At 42.1% G+C, this 22,277-nt stretch carries 21 protein-coding genes and 2 pseudogenes; 5 read left to right on the forward strand and 18 right to left on the reverse strand.

Annotated elements, in window-relative coordinates:
* The first annotated feature begins 55 nt into the window (after positions 1 to 55).
* From JGC47_RS15060 to hisS, 4 genes are all read left to right on the forward strand, one after another.
* Positions 56 to 1,645, forward strand: a complete 1,590-nt coding sequence (locus JGC47_RS15060; protein WP_004160201.1) for an asparagine synthetase B family protein — start codon at positions 56 to 58, stop codon at positions 1,643 to 1,645.
* A gap of 61 nt (positions 1,646 to 1,706) precedes the next feature.
* Positions 1,707 to 2,630 (forward strand): pantoate--beta-alanine ligase, encoded by a 924-nt coding sequence (locus tag JGC47_RS15065; RefSeq protein ID WP_004160209.1) that lies wholly within the window; start codon positions 1,707 to 1,709, stop codon positions 2,628 to 2,630.
* The gene (locus JGC47_RS15070) at positions 2,627 to 3,880 is read left to right on the forward strand and encodes a phosphoribosylamine--glycine ligase (protein ID WP_004160211.1); all 1,254 of its coding nucleotides are present in this window, start codon (positions 2,627 to 2,629) and stop codon (positions 3,878 to 3,880) included. Before JGC47_RS15065 ends, JGC47_RS15070 begins: the two co-directional genes overlap by 4 nt.
* Positions 3,881 to 4,016: 136 nt before the next feature.
* On the forward strand, positions 4,017 to 5,336 hold the full coding sequence (gene hisS / locus JGC47_RS15075; RefSeq protein WP_004160213.1) for a histidine--tRNA ligase: 1,320 nt from the start codon (positions 4,017 to 4,019) through the stop codon (positions 5,334 to 5,336).
* A gap of 25 nt (positions 5,337 to 5,361) precedes the next feature.
* On the opposite strand, the gene JGC47_RS15080 is transcribed toward hisS, so the two are convergent.
* The 5 genes from JGC47_RS15080 to JGC47_RS15100 form a co-directional block, all read right to left on the reverse strand.
* Positions 5,362 to 6,276, reverse strand: coding sequence for a ketopantoate reductase family protein (locus JGC47_RS15080; RefSeq protein ID WP_004160215.1), 915 nt, complete (start codon positions 6,274 to 6,276; stop codon positions 5,362 to 5,364).
* Positions 6,273 to 7,538 (reverse strand): ATP phosphoribosyltransferase regulatory subunit, encoded by a 1,266-nt coding sequence (locus JGC47_RS15085; RefSeq protein ID WP_004160217.1) that lies wholly within the window; start codon positions 7,536 to 7,538, stop codon positions 6,273 to 6,275. Before JGC47_RS15085 ends, JGC47_RS15080 begins: the two co-directional genes overlap by 4 nt.
* A 40-nt stretch (positions 7,539 to 7,578) precedes the next feature.
* Positions 7,579 to 8,634 (reverse strand): class I SAM-dependent methyltransferase, encoded by a 1,056-nt coding sequence (locus JGC47_RS15090; protein WP_004160219.1) that lies wholly within the window; start codon positions 8,632 to 8,634, stop codon positions 7,579 to 7,581.
* Positions 8,635 to 8,730: 96 nt separating this feature from the next.
* Positions 8,731 to 9,312: a hypothetical protein gene (locus JGC47_RS15095; RefSeq protein WP_004160221.1), complete on the reverse strand. Its 582-nt coding sequence runs from the start codon at positions 9,310 to 9,312 to the stop codon at positions 8,731 to 8,733.
* Positions 9,313 to 10,197: 885 nt separating this feature from the next.
* Complete coding sequence (locus JGC47_RS15100; protein ID WP_004160224.1) at positions 10,198 to 11,364, reverse strand: ATP-grasp domain-containing protein; 1,167 nt, start codon at positions 11,362 to 11,364, stop codon at positions 10,198 to 10,200.
* A 1,501-nt stretch (positions 11,365 to 12,865) separates the two neighbouring features.
* Between JGC47_RS15100 and JGC47_RS15105 the strand changes: the two genes are divergently transcribed.
* Positions 12,866 to 13,060 carry a hypothetical protein gene (locus JGC47_RS15105; RefSeq protein WP_024015356.1) on the forward strand — a complete coding sequence of 65 codons (195 nt, stop codon included), beginning with the start codon at positions 12,866 to 12,868 and terminating at the stop codon, positions 13,058 to 13,060.
* 474 nt (positions 13,061 to 13,534) lie between these two features.
* Here the strand turns inward: JGC47_RS15105 and JGC47_RS15110 are convergent, their stop codons facing one another.
* The 13 genes and pseudogenes from JGC47_RS15110 to JGC47_RS15160 all read right to left on the reverse strand — a co-directional run bounded on the left by JGC47_RS15110 (position 13,535) and on the right by JGC47_RS15160 (position 22,277).
* On the reverse strand, positions 13,535 to 14,935 hold the full coding sequence (locus JGC47_RS15110; protein WP_004160233.1) for a VasL domain-containing protein: 1,401 nt from the start codon (positions 14,933 to 14,935) through the stop codon (positions 13,535 to 13,537).
* Positions 14,936 to 14,979: 44 nt separating this feature from the next.
* Positions 14,980 to 15,432 carry a type VI secretion system baseplate subunit TssE gene (gene tssE / locus JGC47_RS15115; protein ID WP_004160237.1) on the reverse strand — a complete coding sequence of 151 codons (453 nt, stop codon included), beginning with the start codon at positions 15,430 to 15,432 and terminating at the stop codon, positions 14,980 to 14,982.
* 779 nt (positions 15,433 to 16,211) lie between these two features.
* Positions 16,212 to 16,979 (reverse strand): annotated as a pseudogene (locus JGC47_RS15120) (type VI secretion system Vgr family protein); the annotation flags it as partial.
* Between the two features lie 336 nt (positions 16,980 to 17,315).
* Entirely contained in the window at positions 17,316 to 17,705 is a 390-nt protein-coding gene (locus JGC47_RS15125; protein WP_004160249.1) for a hypothetical protein, read from the reverse strand.
* Positions 17,692 to 17,895: a DUF6402 family protein gene (locus tag JGC47_RS18055; RefSeq protein ID WP_301331500.1), complete on the reverse strand. Its 204-nt coding sequence runs from the start codon at positions 17,893 to 17,895 to the stop codon at positions 17,692 to 17,694. The genes JGC47_RS15125 and JGC47_RS18055 overlap by 14 nt, the downstream gene beginning before the upstream one ends.
* Positions 17,879 to 18,286 (reverse strand): DUF6402 family protein, encoded by a 408-nt coding sequence (locus tag JGC47_RS18060; protein WP_371411817.1) that lies wholly within the window; start codon positions 18,284 to 18,286, stop codon positions 17,879 to 17,881. The genes JGC47_RS18055 and JGC47_RS18060 overlap by 17 nt, the downstream gene beginning before the upstream one ends.
* A pseudogene (locus JGC47_RS18065) lies at positions 18,278 to 18,463 on the reverse strand (DUF6402 family protein); the annotation flags it as partial. The gene JGC47_RS18060 and the pseudogene JGC47_RS18065, both read right to left, overlap by 9 nt.
* Positions 18,464 to 18,494: 31 nt before the next feature.
* The gene (gene tssJ / locus JGC47_RS15135) at positions 18,495 to 18,971 is read right to left on the reverse strand and encodes a type VI secretion system lipoprotein TssJ (RefSeq protein WP_033477797.1); all 477 of its coding nucleotides are present in this window, start codon (positions 18,969 to 18,971) and stop codon (positions 18,495 to 18,497) included.
* A gap of 25 nt (positions 18,972 to 18,996) precedes the next feature.
* Positions 18,997 to 19,740 carry a hypothetical protein gene (locus JGC47_RS15140; RefSeq protein ID WP_004160252.1) on the reverse strand — a complete coding sequence of 248 codons (744 nt, stop codon included), beginning with the start codon at positions 19,738 to 19,740 and terminating at the stop codon, positions 18,997 to 18,999.
* Positions 19,741 to 19,784: 44 nt separating this feature from the next.
* A complete protein-coding gene (locus JGC47_RS15145; RefSeq protein WP_004164822.1) occupies positions 19,785 to 20,327 on the reverse strand; it encodes a hypothetical protein in 543 nt (180 codons plus the stop codon).
* 75 nt (positions 20,328 to 20,402) lie between these two features.
* On the reverse strand, positions 20,403 to 20,999 hold the full coding sequence (locus tag JGC47_RS15150; RefSeq protein WP_004160254.1) for a hypothetical protein: 597 nt from the start codon (positions 20,997 to 20,999) through the stop codon (positions 20,403 to 20,405).
* Positions 20,941 to 21,723 (reverse strand): hypothetical protein, encoded by a 783-nt coding sequence (locus JGC47_RS15155; RefSeq protein WP_013034907.1) that lies wholly within the window; start codon positions 21,721 to 21,723, stop codon positions 20,941 to 20,943. Before JGC47_RS15155 ends, JGC47_RS15150 begins: the two co-directional genes overlap by 59 nt.
* The gene (locus JGC47_RS15160; RefSeq protein WP_004160257.1) at positions 21,723 to 22,277 is read right to left on the reverse strand and encodes a DUF4123 domain-containing protein; all 555 of its coding nucleotides are present in this window, start codon (positions 22,275 to 22,277) and stop codon (positions 21,723 to 21,725) included. The genes JGC47_RS15155 and JGC47_RS15160 overlap by 1 nt, the downstream gene beginning before the upstream one ends.

The raw sequence follows: 22,277 nt of genomic DNA on the forward strand, positions 1-22,277 counted from the left end.
TCCGGCTTGCGGAAGCAGTCTGTAATCATTCCTTTTATATATGACGGTGTAAAATATGTGTGGAATTGCAGGGGTATTTGGTAATCATGCAGAGCAGTATGATGTAGAAAAAATGCTTCACTATATTTCCCATCGTGGCGAATCAAGTTATCAAGCAGAAACCAATCGGGCCTCAGGATTCAATTTTGGCACAAACAGACTGGCCATTGTTGATGAAAATATGGGGCGCCAACCATTTTATTCACCTGACGCAAAAGTGCAGTGTGTTCTCAATGGTGAGATATACAACCATAATGAATTACGCAAAAACCTTCAAAAACATTACGCGTTTAAAAGCAGCTGTGACTCAGAAGTTGTACTGGCGGGTTATCTTCATTTTGGTGAAGAGATTTTTGAACTGATTCAGGGAATGTATGCAGTTGCAATTTATGACAGCAACAAACAAACCTGGTACCTGGCAAGAGATCATTTAGGTATAAAGCCACTTTATTATGCATTTGATGAAGAACACTGCCTGTTTTCGTCAGAACTAAAGTCTTTTTATGGCCTAAACATTGATGTCATTTTAGATTTCCCATGTGGCGCGGTGATGAAAAACCGAGCGTTTACCAGACCAGGTAAGAACTACCGATTCAATGATGAGAACTCAGGAAAATGGAGCGATGCTAATGCTATCAATGTGGGAATTGATAAGCTCAAACGAGCGGTTAGCAAAATGCTTCCCAGAAAAGGGGAAATTGCAGCATGTATGCTAAGTGGTGGAGTAGATAGTTCCAGCATTTTGACCTTAATGCGAAATCTTCATGAGGGTCCCGTAGTAGCCTACACTTTCTATAATAAAGATGCTTCTTCCTCCGATGATTATGAGGCCGCGAAAATTATTTGTGAGCATCTGGATGTTCCATTAAGAGTGGTGACGCCCACCCATTTGCAATTAACTGATTTCTACAAAGCAAAAGGCGTATGGATGACGGAAACCTATGAACCTGCCCTGGTACGAAATGCTGTTAGTTATCATTTTTTAAGCCAAAAAATCAGTGATGATGGGTTTAAATTCGCATTAAGCGGAGAAGGCGCAGATGAAGTGTTGGGTGGATATGACTACTTTGAACTTTTTCCAAAAAATGAAATCGATCTGAATATTGGATATGCACTAAATCAGCTAAATCATACTTACCTTAAAATGACAGACAGGGCTTCAATGTTTGCCACACTAGAGGTAAGAGTACCTTATCTGGATGAAGATTGGGTGGCATTTAACACTGAACTCCCTGGAGAATTTCGCATCAGAAATAATGAAAATAAATGGCTACTGCGTAACATGATGTCGCGATTGATGCCAGATATTATACGAAACAGGCCCAAATTGGGAATGAATCAAGGGGCCGGATTCGGATCTAACGATCCTGGTAAAAGCATTTATTATAAAGCTATTTCTGAGTATTACAAAACCTCACCAGATAGAATGAAAGCAGATTTGAAAACAATTTCGAATTATAAAGAAAATTATCAGATTGACGAATCCAATCCGGAAGAGGTATTTAATTTTTGCCGCTATATTGAACATGGATTCACGAAACTTAAAGGTTCAGAAAACAGACCTCAATTAAATACCAGCACTCTGATTAGTGCCATTACTAATTAGATTACTTACTACTGTGCCGGCAGTTTAATTATTAGATATTCACAAAAAAAAGGGGCAGATCTTGGAAAATTACGTTCGTTGGAAAACATATCAAGAGGCGTTGCATGGGATACGTACCCTCAAGGGAACCGGAAAATCTATTGGTTCGGTTCACTCACTGGGAGATTTGCATATTGGGCATGCCAAGCTGATTGAACAAGCGGCTGCAGAGAACGATTTTGTCATTGTAACTATCTATCCAAATAAAGAACAACTTTCTACAACTCATAAATATGTTTACGATCCTGATAGAGATTGCGAGTATGCAGCGAGTTTTGGTGCAACACATTTAATTACGATGGACGAAAGTGAAATTTATCAACCAGATTATTGTACATTCCTGAGCCAGGGTGAAATATATGGCAGACTGGATGGTATAGTTATGCCAACGATATTTAAAGGCATGATCACCATGTCAGTTAGATGGATAGTCTTCACCAGACCAAATCGTACTTATTTTGGGTTGAAAGACATCGCTCAGTATTTATTAGTCCGCCAGGCGGTTAAAGATTTCATGATCGACACGGAAGTGATTGCCGTGCCCTGTGTCAGATATCGAAGTGGAATTGCCATATCTTCACGTCTAATGCGCCTACAGCGTGAAAAATTAGAAGAATTCCAACGAGCCTATCAAACATTAGAAAAGGGCAGAAAAATCATTGCCAGTGGGGTCACTAAGGCTGAGACCATTATTTCAGAAATGAGATCTTTCTTAAACCCAGAAAGCTTCAGGTTTTTCACATTGAAGTACATCAAACTGGCCGACCCTATGGATCTGACAGAGCCGGAAGTTGTATCTTTGCCCATTATCATGCATATTGTGCTAAGTGATGAGGACAAAAACTACTTCGAAGGTTATCTGATTCAAACTCAACAGGAACTGATGGAAGGCCCCGCAACAATTTGGCTGGAAGAAGAATATCCAATAGCAGGAAATCAGACATGACCACTAGAAAACGCAAAATTCTCATTTATGGTTCTGGTAATAGTAGAGAGCATGCTACATACGATGCAATTCGGCAAGACATGGATTGCGAATGCTACTGTGCTATAAAAAACTCCAATGCGCTATTGGAGTTAATGCCTAACGTTCATCGTATCAGAAATGCTAATGAGGCCATTGTCCTTGCAAGAGAACTCGCTATCGATAGGGTCCTGATCTTAAGCCCGTCAGAGCTTATTGCCGGAGATTGTGACAAATTCCGTTTAGCAGGCTTTAATACTTTTGGTGCGTCGAAGCGGTCTTCACTGCTGGAAAGTAGTAAGAGTTTTGCCAAAAACTTTATGCAACGCTACAACATTCCCACACCAGAATGTCGACTATTCACTGACTACTCTATGGCAGAGCAGATCTTAAAGAGTGAATGGTCAGAAAGAAATTTAGTCATTAAACCTGATATTTTTTCAATGAATGCTTATGATCGTACTGCCACTCCGGACTCTTTGGAAGAGGCAATACGCCATTTGCGGCGGTTTTACACCATTAACCCTGACTCCCCTGTAATTTTAGAGAATAGGATCTCAGGGTATGAACTATCATTACATGTCCTGTTTTCCGGAGATGATTATTTTATATTACCTTTGGTGCAAGACTATAAGAGGCTGTGCGATCAGGATAAAGGCCCGATGACGCACGGAATGGCAGCGCTCGCTTTTAATGGAAATTATCCAAAAAAACTGATGCATAATATAAAATCCAGGATAATTGAGCCTACGCTGCTTGGATTGAATAAAGAAGGTATCGAGTTCAACTCTATATTATATTTTGGCTTAATGATAAGTGATGATACACCCTATTTATTAGAATATAATGTACGCTCAGGCAACCCGGAATGGATTTCAATACTTGGATTGTTAGATAGCAACTTGATTGATGCTTTAGAATTCTCTGCACCTGAAAACTGGAAACGGGGCTATTCGCTGACTTCATTTGTTACAACCAAAGATTACCCCGTGATAAATGAAGATCATTTTTCAGTACCCATTGCTAACGTTTATCCTGAAAATTGCTGTGATGTATTTGGAGAATCTATAACCAAAAGCGCTGACCAATTCTATCCCTCCGGCGGACGGATAGTAGCATTCAGAGATACTGGCTCAGAATTTGAGTTAATAAAACGCAATGTATTAAATGCAGCCGGGAACATTGAGCTTGAAGGGAAACAGTATCGTACAGATATGTCACCTTTCTTTTGATAACTTCTCTCGATGAGAGCAAAAGAGGAAATTATGAGCTTAGTGGAATATTGTAAACACATTCAAATTCTAGTAAAAGATAAACTCAATACACCTGAAGAATAATTAATTTTCGATATAATAAGAGAATGGCGCTATGAATCAGAAAAAATCCATTGTAAAACCTTCGCCAATAAGCGGCTTTTTAGAATTCATGCCTGAGATTCAACTTCATTACGATGGATTGCTTAGTGAGCTCAGAAAGTTGTTTTCATCCCACGGATTTGTACCTATTGATACCCCGGTTGTGGAGAGATTGGAAATATTGGCAGCCAAAGGTGGAGATGTAGACAAGGAAATTTATACCATTACCAGAGCCAGGGCCAATGATGATGATAATTCAGATGCAAGTGTCGCTCTGAGATATGATTTAACCGTTCCACTAGCTCGGTATGTCGCACAGCATTTCAATAACATTGCGTTTCCTTTTAAACGTTTCCACATTGGTAGTTGCTTCAGAGGGGAAAGACCCCAGGATGGTCGATATCGTCAGTTTACTCAGGCAGACATTGATATTATAAATCCGGATAATGTGTCACTCAGTTTCGATGCTGATATTCCTCTTATTGTCAATTCGGCATTACAAATAATAGGCATAGATAACTACGTGTTCCGCATTTCAAACAGAAAAATTCTTAGCGGTTATCTGGAAGGTTTAAATATTGAAAATTTGCAGGCCGCCACTCGCATACTGGATAAAATAGATAAGATCGGCCGGCATGGTGTAATAAGTGCTCTTCAAGATGAATTGCAATTAGACACCCAGAAAGCCGAGCAAGTAGTAAAAATTGCATCGATATCTTGTGCTGACTTAAGTTTCGTTGATCAAGTATTAGAGCTGGGTGTCACTAATGGTACGTTAGAAAAAGGGCTAGAAGAACTCAAATATGTCATGGAGAGACTACAAACTTCTTCCCAAAATAGCGGTAGATTTGTTGTTGACTTATCTATTACCAGAGGCTTTGATTATTATACAGGTACTGTATACGAAGTAAAATGGAATGACTATCCGCATTTGGGAAGTATCGCCGCAGGTGGACGTTACGAGGATTTGGCAGGGTCCTATATACGCAAAAGCCTCCCTGGAGTAGGAATGTCTGTGGGCCTTTCACGTATATATGGTAAATTAGTTCAAAGTGGTGCCATTGCGATAAAAAAGAAAACCCCCACAGATGTATTGATTGCCTGGGAAGATAGTATTGATGAAAAATCACTGCATACATTAGGTGAGAAATTACGAGCTAAGAACATCAATACAGAAGTTTATTTCAAATCTGATAAAATACAGAAACAATTGAGTTATGCTAATAAAAAAGCGATACGATACGTGGTATTTCCTTCTCTAAATGAAGTAAAAGACCTTGAGTCTGAAGAGCAATACGTATTTGATATAGAAACTTTTAAAGTTTCAACTTAATGGTGGCATCAGCCAACTTCTGTCCTTAATCTTTATCTTGCGACAGTAAGTTGGCAATTTTTTTGAAATTAGGAAGTTCAATCTGCGTTTTGAGAAGCATCTCTTTCAGGAAAAACGCTAACTCTCCATATTTATGTTCCAGTGCATCAAGGGTCATAGATGAGTAATTTTCAACAGGCATTTTATTAGCTCTAAATAAACCATCTTCAATCAATCGATCTGCGTCAATATCGACCCCCCTAATTTTAGCAAAGTGACTGAATTCGTGGCACAAGCTCTTGAAGAAATGCAGGCACTCCTCGTGCTCAATAATCATCGAGCAGGGTCCGGGGAACTTAATTGTTGCAGCAGATACACATATAATAAAGGCGAATTTTTTCCACATCAATTCTTCTGGTGTTTCTTGAGTGAAAAAATAAGGTATATCAGTATATTTGAATATATCCTGCAGCAGTAAACTTTGTTTTCTATGTTGTTTATTGTCTAGCGAAAAAAACAGCCTGGGAAATTGTTCAATTAATACTGTGTCTGTTGAAATCTTGTGGCTACAGCTCACTACGACACAATTAAATATAATACCAGGGAAATTATAATAAGCCAATTCCTTATCTATGCCAACGCCATTTTGCATAACAAGCAGAAGCGTGTTCTCATCTGAGTACTTAACGAGACTCTGATAAATATGTTTATTCTGGTGGGCTTTGCAGGAAAGAATTATAATATCTTTAGGGTCATTGAAGAGAGGATAATTCGTAATTTCTTCTAAATCAAATGTTTTTGTTCCACCATCCTTTTTAACGGTTATGGTTCGCATCCCTCTTTCTGATTGTGTAGATTTACAAAGGCAGCTCAAGCTTATACCAGGATGGGAAATAAGTTGTGAAGCTATCGGCGCCCCTATCCCGCCGATACCGATAAACAATACGGATGTTTTTCTCATTTTTGTCCAGAAATAATTTCAAAAAGTCTTGATTGAGCCATATTTAATGAGATCTTCTCACTGTAATCACCAGTGCTGTTATGTACAATAAAGTGTGCATCACGCATCTCATCATTACCAATTATACAATAATACTTTGCTTTCTGTTTCACCTTCGATATGGCCCCCTTGATCTTCCCAAGCAGTGGTATCTCCTCCACTCGTATGTTTTTGTTGCGCAATTTATAAACACAATCCTTTAACAGTGATTGAGCCTCTGGAAAACAGATTATTGCCAGGTCAATATTCGGATGCGGTTCATTATATGAATTTATATTCCTAAAGAAAGCCTCAATGCCGCTACAAACGCTGACAAGCGTTTGGCAACGACTATCAAATATCTTGGCATATTCATCATATCGACCACCATCACCAATCCTTGCCCCATTAGCAGTATAAAATTCAATGCCTATACCGCTAACAATTTCTGATGAATGTAAGTTATCTAATGCAAAATCTATTTTGTCTACATTTTTCAGTTTATCTGCAAAATTATGCATGTCTTTCTGCATTTCTAAAACTAAATTTGTTGCCCCTTTATTTAATCTAGCCGTAGCACCAAAAATACTTAGCAAGGCTAGTTTTTCATCTGAATCAGGAAGGGAAACAGTGAGCAGCTCGATTTTTCCTGCAGTAGACTTTTCCTTCATTAGCTTGGCTATCAACTCTTTACTGTCAGAGAGAGACAATAATGAAGTAATAGTTCTTTTTATAGCACCAACATTGTTTATTTTAACCGATCCTGGCTCATCCAGAACTCCTCTAATCAGATCCAATAAGTTATTAGATAAATCAATTAAAGGCCAGTCAATGTCTTGTGGGTTGTGAAACCAGTTTATTGCAGAAAAACCAATCTGGTGAAAACCCCTGTTTTCAACGTTACGATATCTAAAAACCGGGGCAAACCAGCCTATTTTACTACAATCATTCATGGTTCTGGACTCTGCATGCCATCTTAACAGGCCGGCTGTAGAATCAGGTGACATTAATACGTTTCTACCCTTCCTGTCTAAAAATTCAAAGGTTTTATCACCCAAAACATTAGCGGCCCGACCAAAGGTCGACTGAAACCCCAGAGAAGGTAAAACTATAGATTCATAGCCACACGATCTTGAAATTTCAGTTAACCGCAGTAAGGATTTAAGGTAGACGTCTAAATATTTTTCACCACGGACATGAAAGCCTTTTGGTAAACGAAGATACTCAAATCCATTACTACTCACTGTTCATATACCTTATAAGTCATAATATCAAAATCAGAAACTAGATATCAGGCGTTTCTAAGACAAAGAAATTGAATCTCGGACCACCATGAGGCCTGGAATAGACTCCAAGGCAGTCAAAGTCAGTTTTTTCAATAATTTCCATCCATTCTTCCCGATAACGAGGAAACCCCTGAGCGGTAAAGATATGGACAAGATATAAATCACAATCATTTTTTTCCAAATCGTATCTTATTTCAGGCTCACCCAAAATAAAACGCTTACATTTGTTCTTCATGCTTTTAGCATAGGTATTTAATATATTTATAACGGCCTGCTCGCCGTCTCTGAAATGCTCGTGTATTACCCCTACTGCACATATCACATCCGCTTTTCGGCATTCCTCCGACCAGCTATCTGGTTGGAATGCGTCACCCACTACAAACGTCAAGCGATTCGTAAGGTTGTATTTTATGCATAGCTCATTAGCTTCTTCTATAGCGGGTGCAGAAATATCCAAACCAACGCCTGTGAGGCTTGGATCTCTTAGGCAGGCATCAATTAAAAACTGCCCGGCACCACAGCCGAGATCCAATATATGACTCGAACTTTTGTCTGATAAAGCCTGAAGTACGGTATCGGTGTGGTAACTTTGAAAAAGAGTGGCACAATGAATGCCTAATGCCCTGCCATTCCTTAAAACATCTTCGCCATAAATTGATTTACCTGATATTAGAGAAGGGATCTCTCTAACCACTGGCCCATAAGCTTCTAAGTAAAACCCTAGCTGTGCTCCAGCAACCGGTGAAAACCACCCCTCCGCCTCTTTTTTAACCTTGATTGTATTATTTTTTACAGTGAGAAGGTCATGTGTTTCGAGATAATTTAATAAATGTTTGCACAGATAAGAGTCGCGATTTTTATAAATCTCCTCTTCATTAATCTCTTCTTGTTGATATAAACTAGCAGCAATACCAGCTTGATGACAAGCGAATATAACCTGGCACAGCAGGTAATTAGAAACGGACTTAATCACTCCCGCACGTTCAATTTCAATCCATGTTTTATCAACTTCTCTATTTTCTAACTCCAACAGTTTATAATTTGGGTTTTGCATTTAATTTTATCCAATTTCTAGTTGTGGAAAATAAGAATTCCATCTGTTTATATAACTAATCGGTCCTGCAATTAGTTCCTTGTGGTGCTGACTATATCAGACTAATATTAGCTGCTCTTCTTGAGGGGGAACATTCAAAACTTCATGTGTTTGTGTTTTGGCGGCATCATTGCCAGCACTCAAATCTTTAATATGAATTGAATAGGCAAACAGCTTACCCTCTTTAACTGGCCTAAATCGATGTACTATACGGCCATCAAACTCCAGTTCAACAACAGATGCCTTTTCAACGACAAATTTTTCAAGTTGATTAGACATTTTCCCAGTACTATGATCTATCGAATAAAACTCTAATGTAAAACCAGCATCACTAAAGAACAATACTTTGCGATAGCTAAGGAAATCGTCATCTTCAAACGTATGATAATGGAATTGATGATCTACCTCGCATTTTAATAACCAGGTGCTTCCTATGCTAACAGGCGTATATTCTTCGTTGCCAACGCTAATTTTGTTTTTAATAGCGGTTGTTTTGATGAACTCCTCATTTAAAACTGAAGATAGCTTACCTTCTTCTCTGAGTTTATGAAAACTCATATCAAGAGAATAAACAAGTAGCTTAGAGGCTTGTTCAGTTACAGGCAGTTTTGTAACTCTTGCATAATTTCCTTGTATCATATGAATAAACCCGCATTGAATGGTAAGTGCATTCTATATTAAAAGTTCATAAACTCTGATTAGCCTGTGTTACGCTAATTAAAATTACGAACTGTCGATGTGATACGTAAGTAAGATACTGATAATATCTTTTTTATTAAATCTCAAAGTGGTAGGGCCTTGCTAATCACTCGTATAGAATAATTGGCCTCACAAAATCTATTGATTTTGTTTAATAGACTGAAATATATTTTTAACAAAAGAAAAATTATATTGCAATCATTGAGCAATTTTTTCTTGCGGACCTTATACCTCACGTAGTTTTCTCAAATCTGATAATTCAGGTCTTTTCATAACTCAGGAACCCCCGGAAAGCATTTTTTACCTGCAAAAATTTGCATTAATCGCTCAGGCGGACTAAACTTGATTCAGTTACAAATGAAAGTTACCAAAAGATAATTTTCATTGATAGGGTTATTTAGACATTTCTCAGTTTAAGTTGATCCTTGTCATAATACCGTTCATTAATGCCATCATTTCAGACTCAAAAATAGTTGCGTTATCAGAAACTTTCATCTATTAACACAACAAATCTTTGAATCAGTTCGCCACTTTTTATCATCGCGAGTGTAGTGTTCTCAGTCATTTCAGCATGAGAAAAAGTCTGATAGCTTATTTTGTATTTAACTGTCCATATACTTCTCCATATGGACAGCTTTAGCCTTTCAATCAATCAGTTTCACCAGTTGATTATCAAATATTCTGGTTAATCAATTCCACTATGCATTGAATGCTCTTCTATAACTCAGATAACTCACTTTTGAAACGCGCAAGGGTATTTCTGATGTCATTCATTAATTACACAGATCTCATTGCGTACTGTTTTTCATGTTAAAAAGTTTCCACTCATCGCGCACCGGTGAATGCGACGAGCTTGCTGACGTTATTTTCCAATGTACGGTGATCTTTGTGCTTGATGATCGCGTAGCCAGTACAACGGTGAATACTATGAGACTGTGCGTGCACATCCTCTGTCCAGTTCAGTTCAGCTATATCAAAATTGTTATAAAAATCGTCTTTTGTCAGTGTAACACCGTCAAAAGAACGTAAAAGCACAACAGCAAAAAGCATAGAAGGATGCAAAGGAAGATGCTGTTCGTATGGTAATCCCATAGAAAGTGCAGTGTGCGCATGATACAGATCGACATTATAGGCAAGTTTTATCATCTCAGGTATTCGTGCTCCTCCCGGCCTTAAGGCACATTCGCTGAAAAATACTCCTTCATCATTTTCAAAAAACTCAAGATGAAAAACACCGTTACTTGCATTTAATTGTTCCAAAGCCCGAGAGCATAACTGCTCAATTTGACGATATAAATCTGGAAAATCATGGCGTGACAAAATTTGTATGGTGGGTAATTTTTCTATATGGCATCTCATTAGAGATGTAGCATATTGGCTGATAGAGAACCAATGTAATTGTCCATTTGACCAAATTCCATCAACGCAAAACTCATTGCCAATGATTTTGTTTTCTACCACGAAAGCCACGCTACCTTCATTATTCACATATTTTTTAAGATAATCTTCAAACTCCAGGTTTGAGTTGATTGGAGTAGTGGCATGTGATCCCATACCATTTGATGGTTTTATAATGAAAGGTGAACCTAGCTCATCGATCAGCTTTAAGTAATCGCTATCACGGGTCACATATTTGCAGTTAGCGTGTGGGACAACATCTGACAGTTTGAGTTTTTGTAAAAACTTATCTCTAAAAAACAAAGCACCGGCATAGTCTTTGGGGCCCGGTAAATTCAGCATATTTCGTAATAGTGTGGCTGTAAATACTGCATTTTCAAGCCCTGTAACAACACCTGTCACAGTATGTAAAGGCAGACTCAACACACAACGCAGAACCTCTTGGGCATCCTCTAAACTTTTTACCAAATAGTATTTTGTGCCAGTAAGCGCGGGTCTGAATTTTTCTACCAGGTATATAATCTGATATCCTTTATCGGTCAGTTCGGCGACTATACCATCTCTGTACCCTAATAATATAACTGTGTTATTCATTCTTCTTCCTGTTCACTGTATGGTTTAATGATGAAGCAAATAAAACATGCAATCTGGCACTTTGTAATTACTAACAGTTATGAACTGGTGAAATTACACGAGATGTCTCATTCTATTTTTACAACATGCTCCTCCGATCACGCTTAGAGCGTCATTAATCTAGCGAGAAACATACACACGACCAACGGAACAATTTGGACAACGAATCTGCATCAGAAACTACTGTTGTATTTATCGCGCGAGGAGACAGAATTATATCGCCATATTTAAATCCTCCCCATGACAACTTTCAATGTCTGACACATATACATAATATCCCATCAGAGCGGTATTCAAGGATGAAGAATAACTTCATTCAGGATTTTGCAATGAATCTCGTGGCCTTTTTGAGATTTCACGTTTTCTGAAAAATATGATAATTGCTTACCAGGCTTTCAAGTTACCCTCTTTAGCCTACGTGAAATCACCAAAATGCTGTACCCATTCCATGTTGTCGGAGGTTTCGACAATGAAATTGCCACTTTTTGTGATTTCACGGACGGCTAGTTCTTCAAATTCAGCTGTAAATCGTGGTGTCCTCATATGCACCTCCCGTGCTCACAGGAAAGGATCGTTCACCGGTATAGAATGAGCGCACTTCCCAACTTGTGTCACATGGCAGCCAACTGTGAGTCATCGAACCGCCGTGGATGGTATACATTCTACTAATAATAATTAGCTTATCTTATATGTAAAACTTATCTTGCTTGATAGCTACCGCAACAATTGCGTTAACAAACGAGTTGCAAATCTCTGTTTTACCCCTAAAAATTGCGCTCATGTATTGATTAATAATTATTTGAGTTTCAATTTCAGTGATCTAAATCACAAAAAACAAATAAGCTCCACACTTTCTAAACAACTTTTCTTTCGCAATCCTTATGTTTTAATAACGTCACTTTACCTTTTTATGTGCTTTGCCCTCATTACAGGTAAGCACTACGATCCAGATCAGGGACAATAACAAGAAATGCTCGTGGCTCCCCAACGGATGGAAAAGCCATACCAGCCAGCACAGCCTGTAACGCTCTGGCCCGAGACACCGTGCATTGCCAGTGCAATACATTGTGGATTTCCCCGCGCCGGTTGGGCCAAAATGCAGCACCTGTGCATTTTGGCTGCGGTCGGGCATGATGAGCGGACCAAACGTCAGCGTAATCACCACCGCGGTTGATGAAGCTCATGCCGGAGTGACCGGTCCCGGTCTCGCGGCCGGTCAACGGCAATAACCCCGCCAGATGCTCCACCCATGCCGGGCGGGTATACCCGTTCTTCTTGTTCTTCTCCGGGTTAAACACATCGGTAAGGGTCACCGGCAAGTGTTGTTCGGCGCCACGTCAAATCAGGCGTACCGGCGGCAGTCCTGTCCCGGTCAACGCGTTGGTGAGATTGAGGCGTTTGTGATTGAGCGTGTTCAGATAGCCGGCACGCGGCAGGGAGGTATAACGGCAAGGTACAGCTTATGGCGATCCCCTGGTTATTCAGTAACCAGCCGGGCTTGGTGTTTTCGCCGATGGCCTTTTTGCACGCCTTGTCAGATTCGTTTTCCGGCGTGTCCTGTGGCGGTAGCACCATGGTCGTGCACACCATCGTTCCTACCGATGACAGGTCGATCAGTGCATTGATTTTATTTTTGCCGCATTGCATTTCATGGTAATTGTGCCCGCGCCCGGTGGATGACGCAGCTTCTTGACAGGAATGGCGCAATGCGCCTGGTTATCGTACCACCACACGCCGTGTTCAGGATCTGACACAGGCGCAGTGAAAGGAAGGATATCGGCAAAATCGTTCTGCACCGGCATCGCGACTTACGGCGTGCTGTGGCGGTCAAAATAGGCGGTGTCACGGTACATGGCCCCTTTATCCACGCAGATTAAAATGACGCTGCAGCCAGTCAGGGACCTGCGCCCCGTACTGGCGCACACAGATCACGCCGCCGCCCGACAGTGCCCCGATCACGCGCTCACAGGTCTTGTCAGGCATGGCGATCGGCGGCATCGGGCATGATTGATCTTGCCAATCCCGCGGTCCACCACCATGCGGATAAGGCGCTGCTGCCCGCGCCACGGCTGGTCGGCGCATCCTTGCACGGCCATCCGGACGAGCTACCCCGCGAATAATTACTTTAAAATCATTCTGTTGCCAATATTGTTGTTTCTTTTTGCTGTCCAAGCCTGAACAAAGCATAGCGCTTCTGGAGTTGCTGCAGGACTGTTTCCACCTGCCGCCGCTGAATATCAGAAGGGTTGACAGCGTACCGTCGCAGCTGTTCCTCTGCGGGTATGGAGCGGTTAAACGCCTGAGTGGCTGAATACACCACCGACTTCAGTTCGCTGACCGTCATGTATTTGCCTTTTTGCCCGTCCAGCCCATTCAGCTTATGACTCAGTTGCTGCAGTTGCGACATCCCTTCGTGCCAGCCATTCAGGTTTTCTGTCGGCAGCGCTGCGGCGTTAAGCTGCTGTTGCCACTCCCTCGCCAGTCCTTTTGCCTGCTCTGGCCACATCATTAAAGCCTGTTGTACCAGTTGGTGGCCATATTGGGAGGTCCAGCCCGGAGGCAATTGCTCAAGGCGGGCGAGCTGCTGCCGGGTATTTTTGATTATCGTTTCCGGCAGAGGAGCTTGCTGACGCAGTCCCTCCAGTTGCTCGGAAGAGAGCACCGAAGGTAAAGGGGCCAGTGATGCAGCAAGCTGCGTCTGTAGCGGATCCGGTCGGTGAAAAGCGTTCCAGCCCCATACCGTTGTGGCGCTTATCACCAACATGGTCACCATTCCTGTAGCAAAAGGTTTCCAGGGTTTAGTTGATGAAGGCATTTCCGTCACAACCCCGACATTTGGCTGATATGCTGGCTGCGCCACACAGACCCATTTCACCGTGTTTGGCGATTCGCTTTTGGCTGACCCGGGTATGCCGGACAGACCACCAACGGATATTGCCGCTTTTGGCGTTGCATCGATTGACAGCTTGAAACCCGGCTGATTGTCTGCAGTATGACCTGAAGCAACATCACTGTTTTCCAGCCGAACGGCACTGTTATGCATTAAGGTACGCAGGGGGTCAAACTGGCATAGATGCTTTAGTTCCAAACGCTGTAACGCTGAGCCCATACTACTGAGTAGCTGCTCCGCCCGATAAAGCTGGCTGAGGTCGCTGTAGTTTAAAGGTAGCCTGCGCATCAGTTGCTGAATGCGCTGGCTAAGACTGCTGAGAATCTCCATCCGTGCATGCACCGGCTGCGGCCACAATCCTGACCACTGGTGAGAAATCAGTGCATCAAGGATTGCCAGCCCTTCATTTAAGCCGAACAGCCCGGCAAGCTGAGTGCGGCAAAGCGTGTACCAGGCTGCAGTCTGAAGCTCCACGCCGTTGTGCCCGAACAACGCGAGACAGAGTTTTTCCGCATAGTGCCAGTTAACATCGGGCCGAGCCGGGTGAGCCAGTTTAGACAATTCATCGCGCAGAGCGGCATAATCCGGCAGCGTGCGCGGGTCGGCGCCAGTTTTCAGATAACGTTCAGAAAAGTGCGTCATAGGAGTAGCCTTAAAGAAAAGAAAATAAATGAATTATCTGCAAATCAGTACACTGATGTCCGCAAGGAAAGATATTGCTGTTGCTTTAAATGCCTGATGAGTACCCGCCCTTCCGGCATAAATTCCGTACCGTAGCGCACCAGACCCATGCCCTTGAGTTCGGCATCGATGGCGTAGCGCAGTTCGCCGGGAATTGTCTGCTCAAGCATCGAAACCTTAATGCTCTTCAAACGGGGTTCATATTTGAGCAGTACGGCGGAAAGTATTCTCATTAATTGCTGGGCAGTGCCCGGCATTCCTTGCAAAATTTGGGTCATATCCGGCAAACCGTAATCTGGCAGATGGGATAGGGTACCGGCACGAGAGTTCATTATCCGTTGAATCTGATCCAGTACGGATAAAATAACCTGATCTTCTTCGCTAATGAGTTCAAGTGGTAAATCACCGATAAAGTTTCCGGTAAGAATTTCATAGAGAGAGGGAGATTTACTTTCCATATTGATATTGATCTAATCAAGTTTAATTTCTGAAATAGAATACCAGCATCAGAGCGAGAAAGCAGACGAAGCGTCGAAATATTCATTCCTTTTTTTGTAGTGGCACGCTGAATTTGGCCACCTGAACAAAGGTGATGTTATTACCTCACAATCAAAACAGGTGACATTATAAGCGAACGTATCAAACCCAAATTTAGCCCCGATTTCCACCCCAAAGCCGCCCGGTTGGTGCTTGTGCACCACTAAACCGATGCCGCCGCTGCCACGGAAATGAATATATTTAAATCCACAATGGATTAGTGTGCCCGGCAGTTGAAAGAAGAGCGAAGGGGAAAATCACCCACAGCGATGCTAATGAAGCCTGAGCAGATTAAATACGAGAACTGAAGAAAAAACTTCAAAGTATGAAACGCAGCAAGCTATATTAAAAAATGCCACGAGGTTCTTGATGTCAGCCCCCCCTGAAAAATTTCTCATTAGTTGACAATATGCTGTCTGTTGTGAAGACAATGCGGCAATTTCTTTATCAGGCAGGTGACGCGTTCATGCAGAATTGCCTATCCTTCGCCATGAAGAAATGGATGCAGGGCGGGATGCTGTTTCACAAATCGCCAGCGCATCGTTTTCCTCGCCCTTCTGGCTGCTGACAACTGTATTCACGTATTTCCTGGGGAGAGAAATAAAATTTCCCGAGGGGATAACCGATAATAATTTCATACAAAAATGATAGTTTAGTATTTATCAATTTTAAATAACCGTACAAATAAAAAATGAACAATCAGCGTGATGCGCTTCTTGCCGGCAAACAGGATGTCCTCTTCTGACGCAATGGTCAGCTTCTGCTCCGCAAACAGCCGCATATTGCCGTTCTGCGCCTGCATATCCACCGGACCTTCACCCGCTTTCAGACTCAGGGGCCCTGTCCGGGCATACAGCCCCAGCCTTTCTCCGGCAAGCGCCGCCATGTTGCCCGTCACGCCCGCGCTGATGTCGCCCCCGGCATTCATCGCCACGTTCTCCGTGGCAGCCAGCTGCATATCTTCGCCGCTGGTCAGTGCCATCCCCTGCGGGGCGGTAAAATGGATGATTTTATGCAGCGGCTTCAGCCGTTGCGCTAACATCCGCATCTGGCTGTCGATATCCGCCTTCAGCGCCTGTGCCTGCTCTGCCGCCATTTCAAGCTGTCTGAGTTGCTGCTGAAGCCGGCCGGTTTCCTTCAGCGCGGCGGCCCTGTCCGGCACTTCGCCCAGGGCTTTCGGCTGGTTATCCGCACTGAGCAACAGCCCTTTTCCGGCACGTATCGTGCCCCGTTCATCGGTACGCAGTTCCGTACCGGCACCGCGCGGCATGCCCTGTGCATCCACCAGATGGCCGCTATTGAGCCCGGTTTTGCCGTATTCCGTGGCGAGTGCGATAGGCTCCTCGCCGCGTTTGTCCTCCATCCGCAGCTGGTTGTTAGCCGCAGTGCACAGAATGTTGCGGGTGGGGTTATCGCGTTTTACGGGGTCCGGGCGCTCTGAGTCGTGCAGCGCATGGGCGATATACGGTCCTGACTCACCTTTTACAGTGATTCCTGCTTTTCCTCTGATCCCTGTAATTGTTTTGCACTGTTGAGATAACAAACTGCATACAGTTTTTTGATCTGCAATCGACTAAATACCCACCATCCGCGCTTTATCCAGCACCTTAACCACCATATTGCACTGAGAACAGGCTGGGAAATGCTGGCCTGAAGGCATCTTTTGCCACTGAGTTAATACACTACTAATTTCTAGTTTGTCTGCTATCTGTCTGACGCAACCACAGATAAGAGGGCAAGAATTCTTCATGATCCTTACGCTATTTCATAACATGACAGAACCGTTCTCTGAGACATCCAATAACTAATTACACTCAGGAAGACGCCATCCATCCCATCCATCACTTGTAGGATATACCGCATATTTTCCATGCCATTCTGGTGATACCAGATTTGAAAACTGGGCTTTCCAAAAATACCAGGCAGAGCTTTTTAACTTCTTCCCATTGGTATCGTACACAATAAAAAATGATTGGTTAGAGAACATTCTCAATACTCTTCCAATACCACCATATGGACGATAATCAGGAATATAAATAACCAGCTCGCATTTCCTTCCATTACTCCACATAGAATCATATTTTATCGCATTTTGATAAGCCATTATTTTGACAAACATAAGAAAAACGCAAAAAAAAAGGGACATTAACAATGCGAAAGCGCATGTTTTTTTTATAAGGTTAACCATTGGCATTTTCTTTCCTCCAGGAGAAATACTCTTCCATATCTACCTTATTCAAATGAATGACAATATTGGTGGGGATTTTCTTTACTGTCGAGTATACAAAAAAATCCCCGCTTTTATTGGTGTTTTTAAATTTTTCCCTGTAACTTAAAAATGACGAATTGGTAACCCTAAAGTATCTTTCATTTTCTTTGTCGATGTATCTTTTTTTTCATTAACTCACTTATTACCCCGGGTTTAATCACCCCATTACTCCCCCAATATCCCAGCAACTGATCATCACCATCATTAATGAAATCATAAGTATCTCTGACGTATAAACCAAGTTCCTTAATCTCTAGCCTCACGAACCCGCTGCTATCTCTGGTGACATCAAGATCGGTAAACGCGACTTTGATTATGAAAGAATCAAGTGCCCCATACACGTCATCCAGATCATCTGTTGCTTTTTCCCACAACGTACTACCAATCTTTATATAATTAAACTGACTTTTCTTTTCCAACTCGATAGCTGTCAGGTCACTAAAATTTAGGTAGCAACTCTTAAATTCACCATTTTCCATAATCTCTAACTTATCTACGAACTTCATCAGCACCTGTCCGGGGGCAAGATTTGCCTGTTCCGTGGTAAATTCAATATCCCATGTGAACGGTTCGCTTAGCGCCTCGCGCCCATAAAAGCGCAGCACATCAGGGTGTACCGGGCTGTCATGAATCTCCAGTACGTAGCGGCTCTGCCCGTCAAAAAGCGCCAGCCAGTTATTCATCACTTCACTCCTTTAGCGGCACAAGGCTGAGTCAGCCATCGCCCAGTTCAGCGGTGCGCGGTTTATCCGGGTCAGGATCGTCACGGGTCAGTACCAGCCGCCAGCGGTTGTCTTGCAGATCGGGACGGTTAAATAACCCGATCACGGCAACAAACTGCGCGTTCTCATCCATCGGCATGTTCAGCGTCATGCTGCCTTTGGGCATCACCAGCAGCTCTTTTGACACCACAAGGTCATCTTTCAGCGCCGCGTCGGCGTTGCGCAGCATTGTCCGGTAATCGGCTGCATCAACCGCCTTGCGGTCCTTCAGCTGGTAGATCCTCACCATGGTTGCCAGCGGGATCTGAGCACCATCGGCGTTCATCGCGGTACGCGGGGTAAAATCCAGATGCAGCGTTCTGATTTTTTTATAGAAGATGGACTTCGTCATGTTTACCGTGCCGTCGGTGACGGCACGGGTCAGGCCGCAGCCTGCAAGCAGGCCATGAGCGTTAGCCTTCGCAACGATTTATGTTATGTCGTTATTATTTGTTCTACATATTATTAATCTGAAAAGATGCGTAATGTGAAACAATTGCACAATGGTTGCTGACATCTTTATTATTAAAGTATTTTATCAACAACCCCTTAATGAAACGATCGCGAAAGGAACCCTGGCCGAATGAGCAGCCGAATAAAAACATAACCAAAATCAAATATGATTTATTATTTTGGTTTTTTAGTCCGTGACGTCTACAGTATTCATCTGAGAGAGTAATCAATTCATCTATTGAGTCAGAAGTCGCGAAGTCATATCGTTGTGGATATATACCCCTTAATAACTCATGCAATTCATTATTACTTACATTTATACCGACAGGCAGAGTCTTAATATTTAAACGCTGAAACACCCTAATACTTTCCTTAAAGTAAAGACCACTTAAACCATAAACAGTCTTAAGGTATTTACCCAGTAAAGTATAGAGTGTAACGCTCTTTTCTATCTGCGATACATTCTTATCTTCTTCAACCTTTAGCTTTTTAAAAAGAGGATCTTGCTCAAAATGGGATCCAAATATAATCATCATGTCCAGATACAGACGAACAGGTCCTCTTTGAGTATAGCCAGATTCTTTCGCCAGCACGATCCCCTGTTCCACAAACGAACGAAAACACTCCTTTTTTAACAGCGGAATCAATAATGGAAACATAATTTCATAATGCTGCATAATCTCATTAAGATAATTTGCAAAAGATAGTTTTTTTAGTACATCAACTTGACTGTTACTGAATTCCATTTAAACGCCCATCCACCGAAAAAATATTATTTTTAACAGTAACGTTATTTTACAGGCTTACCTTCAAGGTAGTCCCTGTAAGAATATCCAGCCGGAGACGTTGAATGCCAGTAACCAGCCTTGTGAACAAGGCTGGCATAAGGAAATGAAAATCCATCTCCATACGGCTCCCTTAACATTTCAACTTCATAAACCCGCCCATCATAAGTAAAGAAAAAAAGAAAGTAGTCATTAACAGGTGTTAATGTCTGTGAATTAAATTGCGTCCTCAAATATTCACAAGAAAGGTTGTCTTTCATATGACGAAAGAAACTCTGATTATCCATCCCATCGAGATTCAATAACCCTAATTCAAGATCAATCGACTTTTTAATAGCTTCCTGCAATGTAAGAGTAATACGGAAATCATTTAAGTTATCTATAGGCTTATATTCAGCATTTAACACATATGAATCACTAATTTTTATATAGCGTGGGTCTTTCAGCCATCTACTGGAATCGAACCACTTCTTCTTACCAGGCCACTCTGGATCACTCTCCCTATCTGGAGTAACACGGACATACATCTGATATTTCTGTTGATACATATAGCCCCCCCCATAAATCAAAACCCCCAGAATTGATATAAATGTTAAAACAAACCTTTTTTTTTGACTTTATCATTATTTCCATTCCAATGGCGTGTATAACTGCAGGCCTTTTTTTAACCCGGTAGGTGTGTTACCTGTCGTAGGGAATGACCAGGAGCCATTAGGATCAATAGGGCCACCATTATTGTCCTCATTTGCCTCTCTTTCTTTGATAGCCAGATATCGTTTGAGATTCTTATCATAATCATCTGGTTTGTGAGGTGATTTCGCATTCTTATCTCCCCGGGCCATGAGTTCTTCATACTTAGATAATTCATTTTTATAATCCTTTATTATTTCACCATAATCATTCGCTAATTTTATTTCTTCAACTGTCCCATATATCCCCACGTAACTTGAACGCATTTCAAAGGCATTTACTTTCACATCCCATGTGTCAGCCATTTTCTGAGCGGGGCCATCCTTTTGTCCAGCATCTCTTCCGGTCAAATCGCTACCATCTAGCGAGATCCCGGCTCTGCACGCATAAGTCGTGACTTCTGCATCATAATCAAAAATTGACTCGTATACATTTGTAATATCATCAACTTTAAATTCACCCGCTTCAACATTATCTCCTGCGTAATGAAAGGATGCAGTATTGATGATGCCATGACAAAAAAATACCATGTTTTTTTATAAGCCTTTTTTTATCCTTTCTCCGCTTTAAAAAATCAACAAGTTCATTCTTATTTTTCACATATACAATTCGGGCCTTTTGCACTTTTGTATACTCATTTATTTTCCTGATATCATATTCAGTATACCCCTGTTGAAAAACCACCATAATACGCTGAACAGAATAATCCCCCTTACTGGGTAATGGAAACTCTCTTAACTGTCGTAATCCACAATTAATAAAACGATACTGATTACCTTTACCCTCAGCAGTCAGGCCAAACCCTCCCTGCCAGCGCCAGTCCCTGGGGGCAGTTCTGGCTGCAACTACTGTTATAAAGTCATATCCACTGCAATAAGACACTTCCTTTTCAGGGTATTTGGGTGCAGTTACCAGCAATATTTTCCTTTCATCCACTTCCTTTAAGGTTCCGAAACTTCCTCCTCTTCTGCGATACCCCTCAGACAGTTTGCCAGCGAGCGCAAAAAATTTTTTAGGCTGTGGCGTCCTGGTTCGCCCAGTTTTACCGGCAACGTCGGTCTTACCCTGTGCGTTATATTTTTTATCCTCAAAGTGAACAGACCAGGGTATACCGTTTAGATTTACCGTTTCACTTGCAGCTGGCACAAGCTTAATCTGGTGGGTAAACTCCTGATGACATCTGGCAGCAGGTTCATCTGTTTCGCCTGTGCAATCAGGCATCGTCGTTGGGTCAAACAGTGAATTCCAGTCCATTACGATTTCTCCTTGTTTTCGGCATAACTCCTCAACATACTCACACTCAAACTTTCTCTATCTATCTGATAACCGGAAACTTTACCCTCATAGAGAAAAATCCAGCGCACTGCATATTTCATCAAATGAGTCATCTGTTGTGACGACAAAAGCTCAGGGAGCATTTTCAGAACCCGACAATCGTAAAAGCGAAATAACCCTGTTTCTTTTGAAGGGAGTGAAACCCTCAGGCTGGATTCAAAATGCCGGGCCAGTGTAAAAAAGGGCTGTTCACTGATAAGCCATGACACCGCTGGATAGTTTCTTTCTAACTGTCTGATTTTGGTGAGATGCTCTTGTGATAAGTCTGATTCATCCAGTAACCATGGTCCGGCACATGCGAGGACTTTATCTTCCGGCAAACTGAAAAGGGAGCGCACGCCTGCTGCTTCCTCAAGCGGTTCATCAAAAAAACGATCGTACTGAATACCATCAACCAGGGCATATAACTTCAGAATCTCAGAATCTTCACTGAGTTGTACCCGTTCCCGGTGTGCATAATGCTGTTCTGGCAT

This window comes from Erwinia amylovora, from assembly GCF_017161565.1.
Classification (GTDB): domain Bacteria; phylum Pseudomonadota; class Gammaproteobacteria; order Enterobacterales; family Enterobacteriaceae; genus Erwinia; species Erwinia amylovora.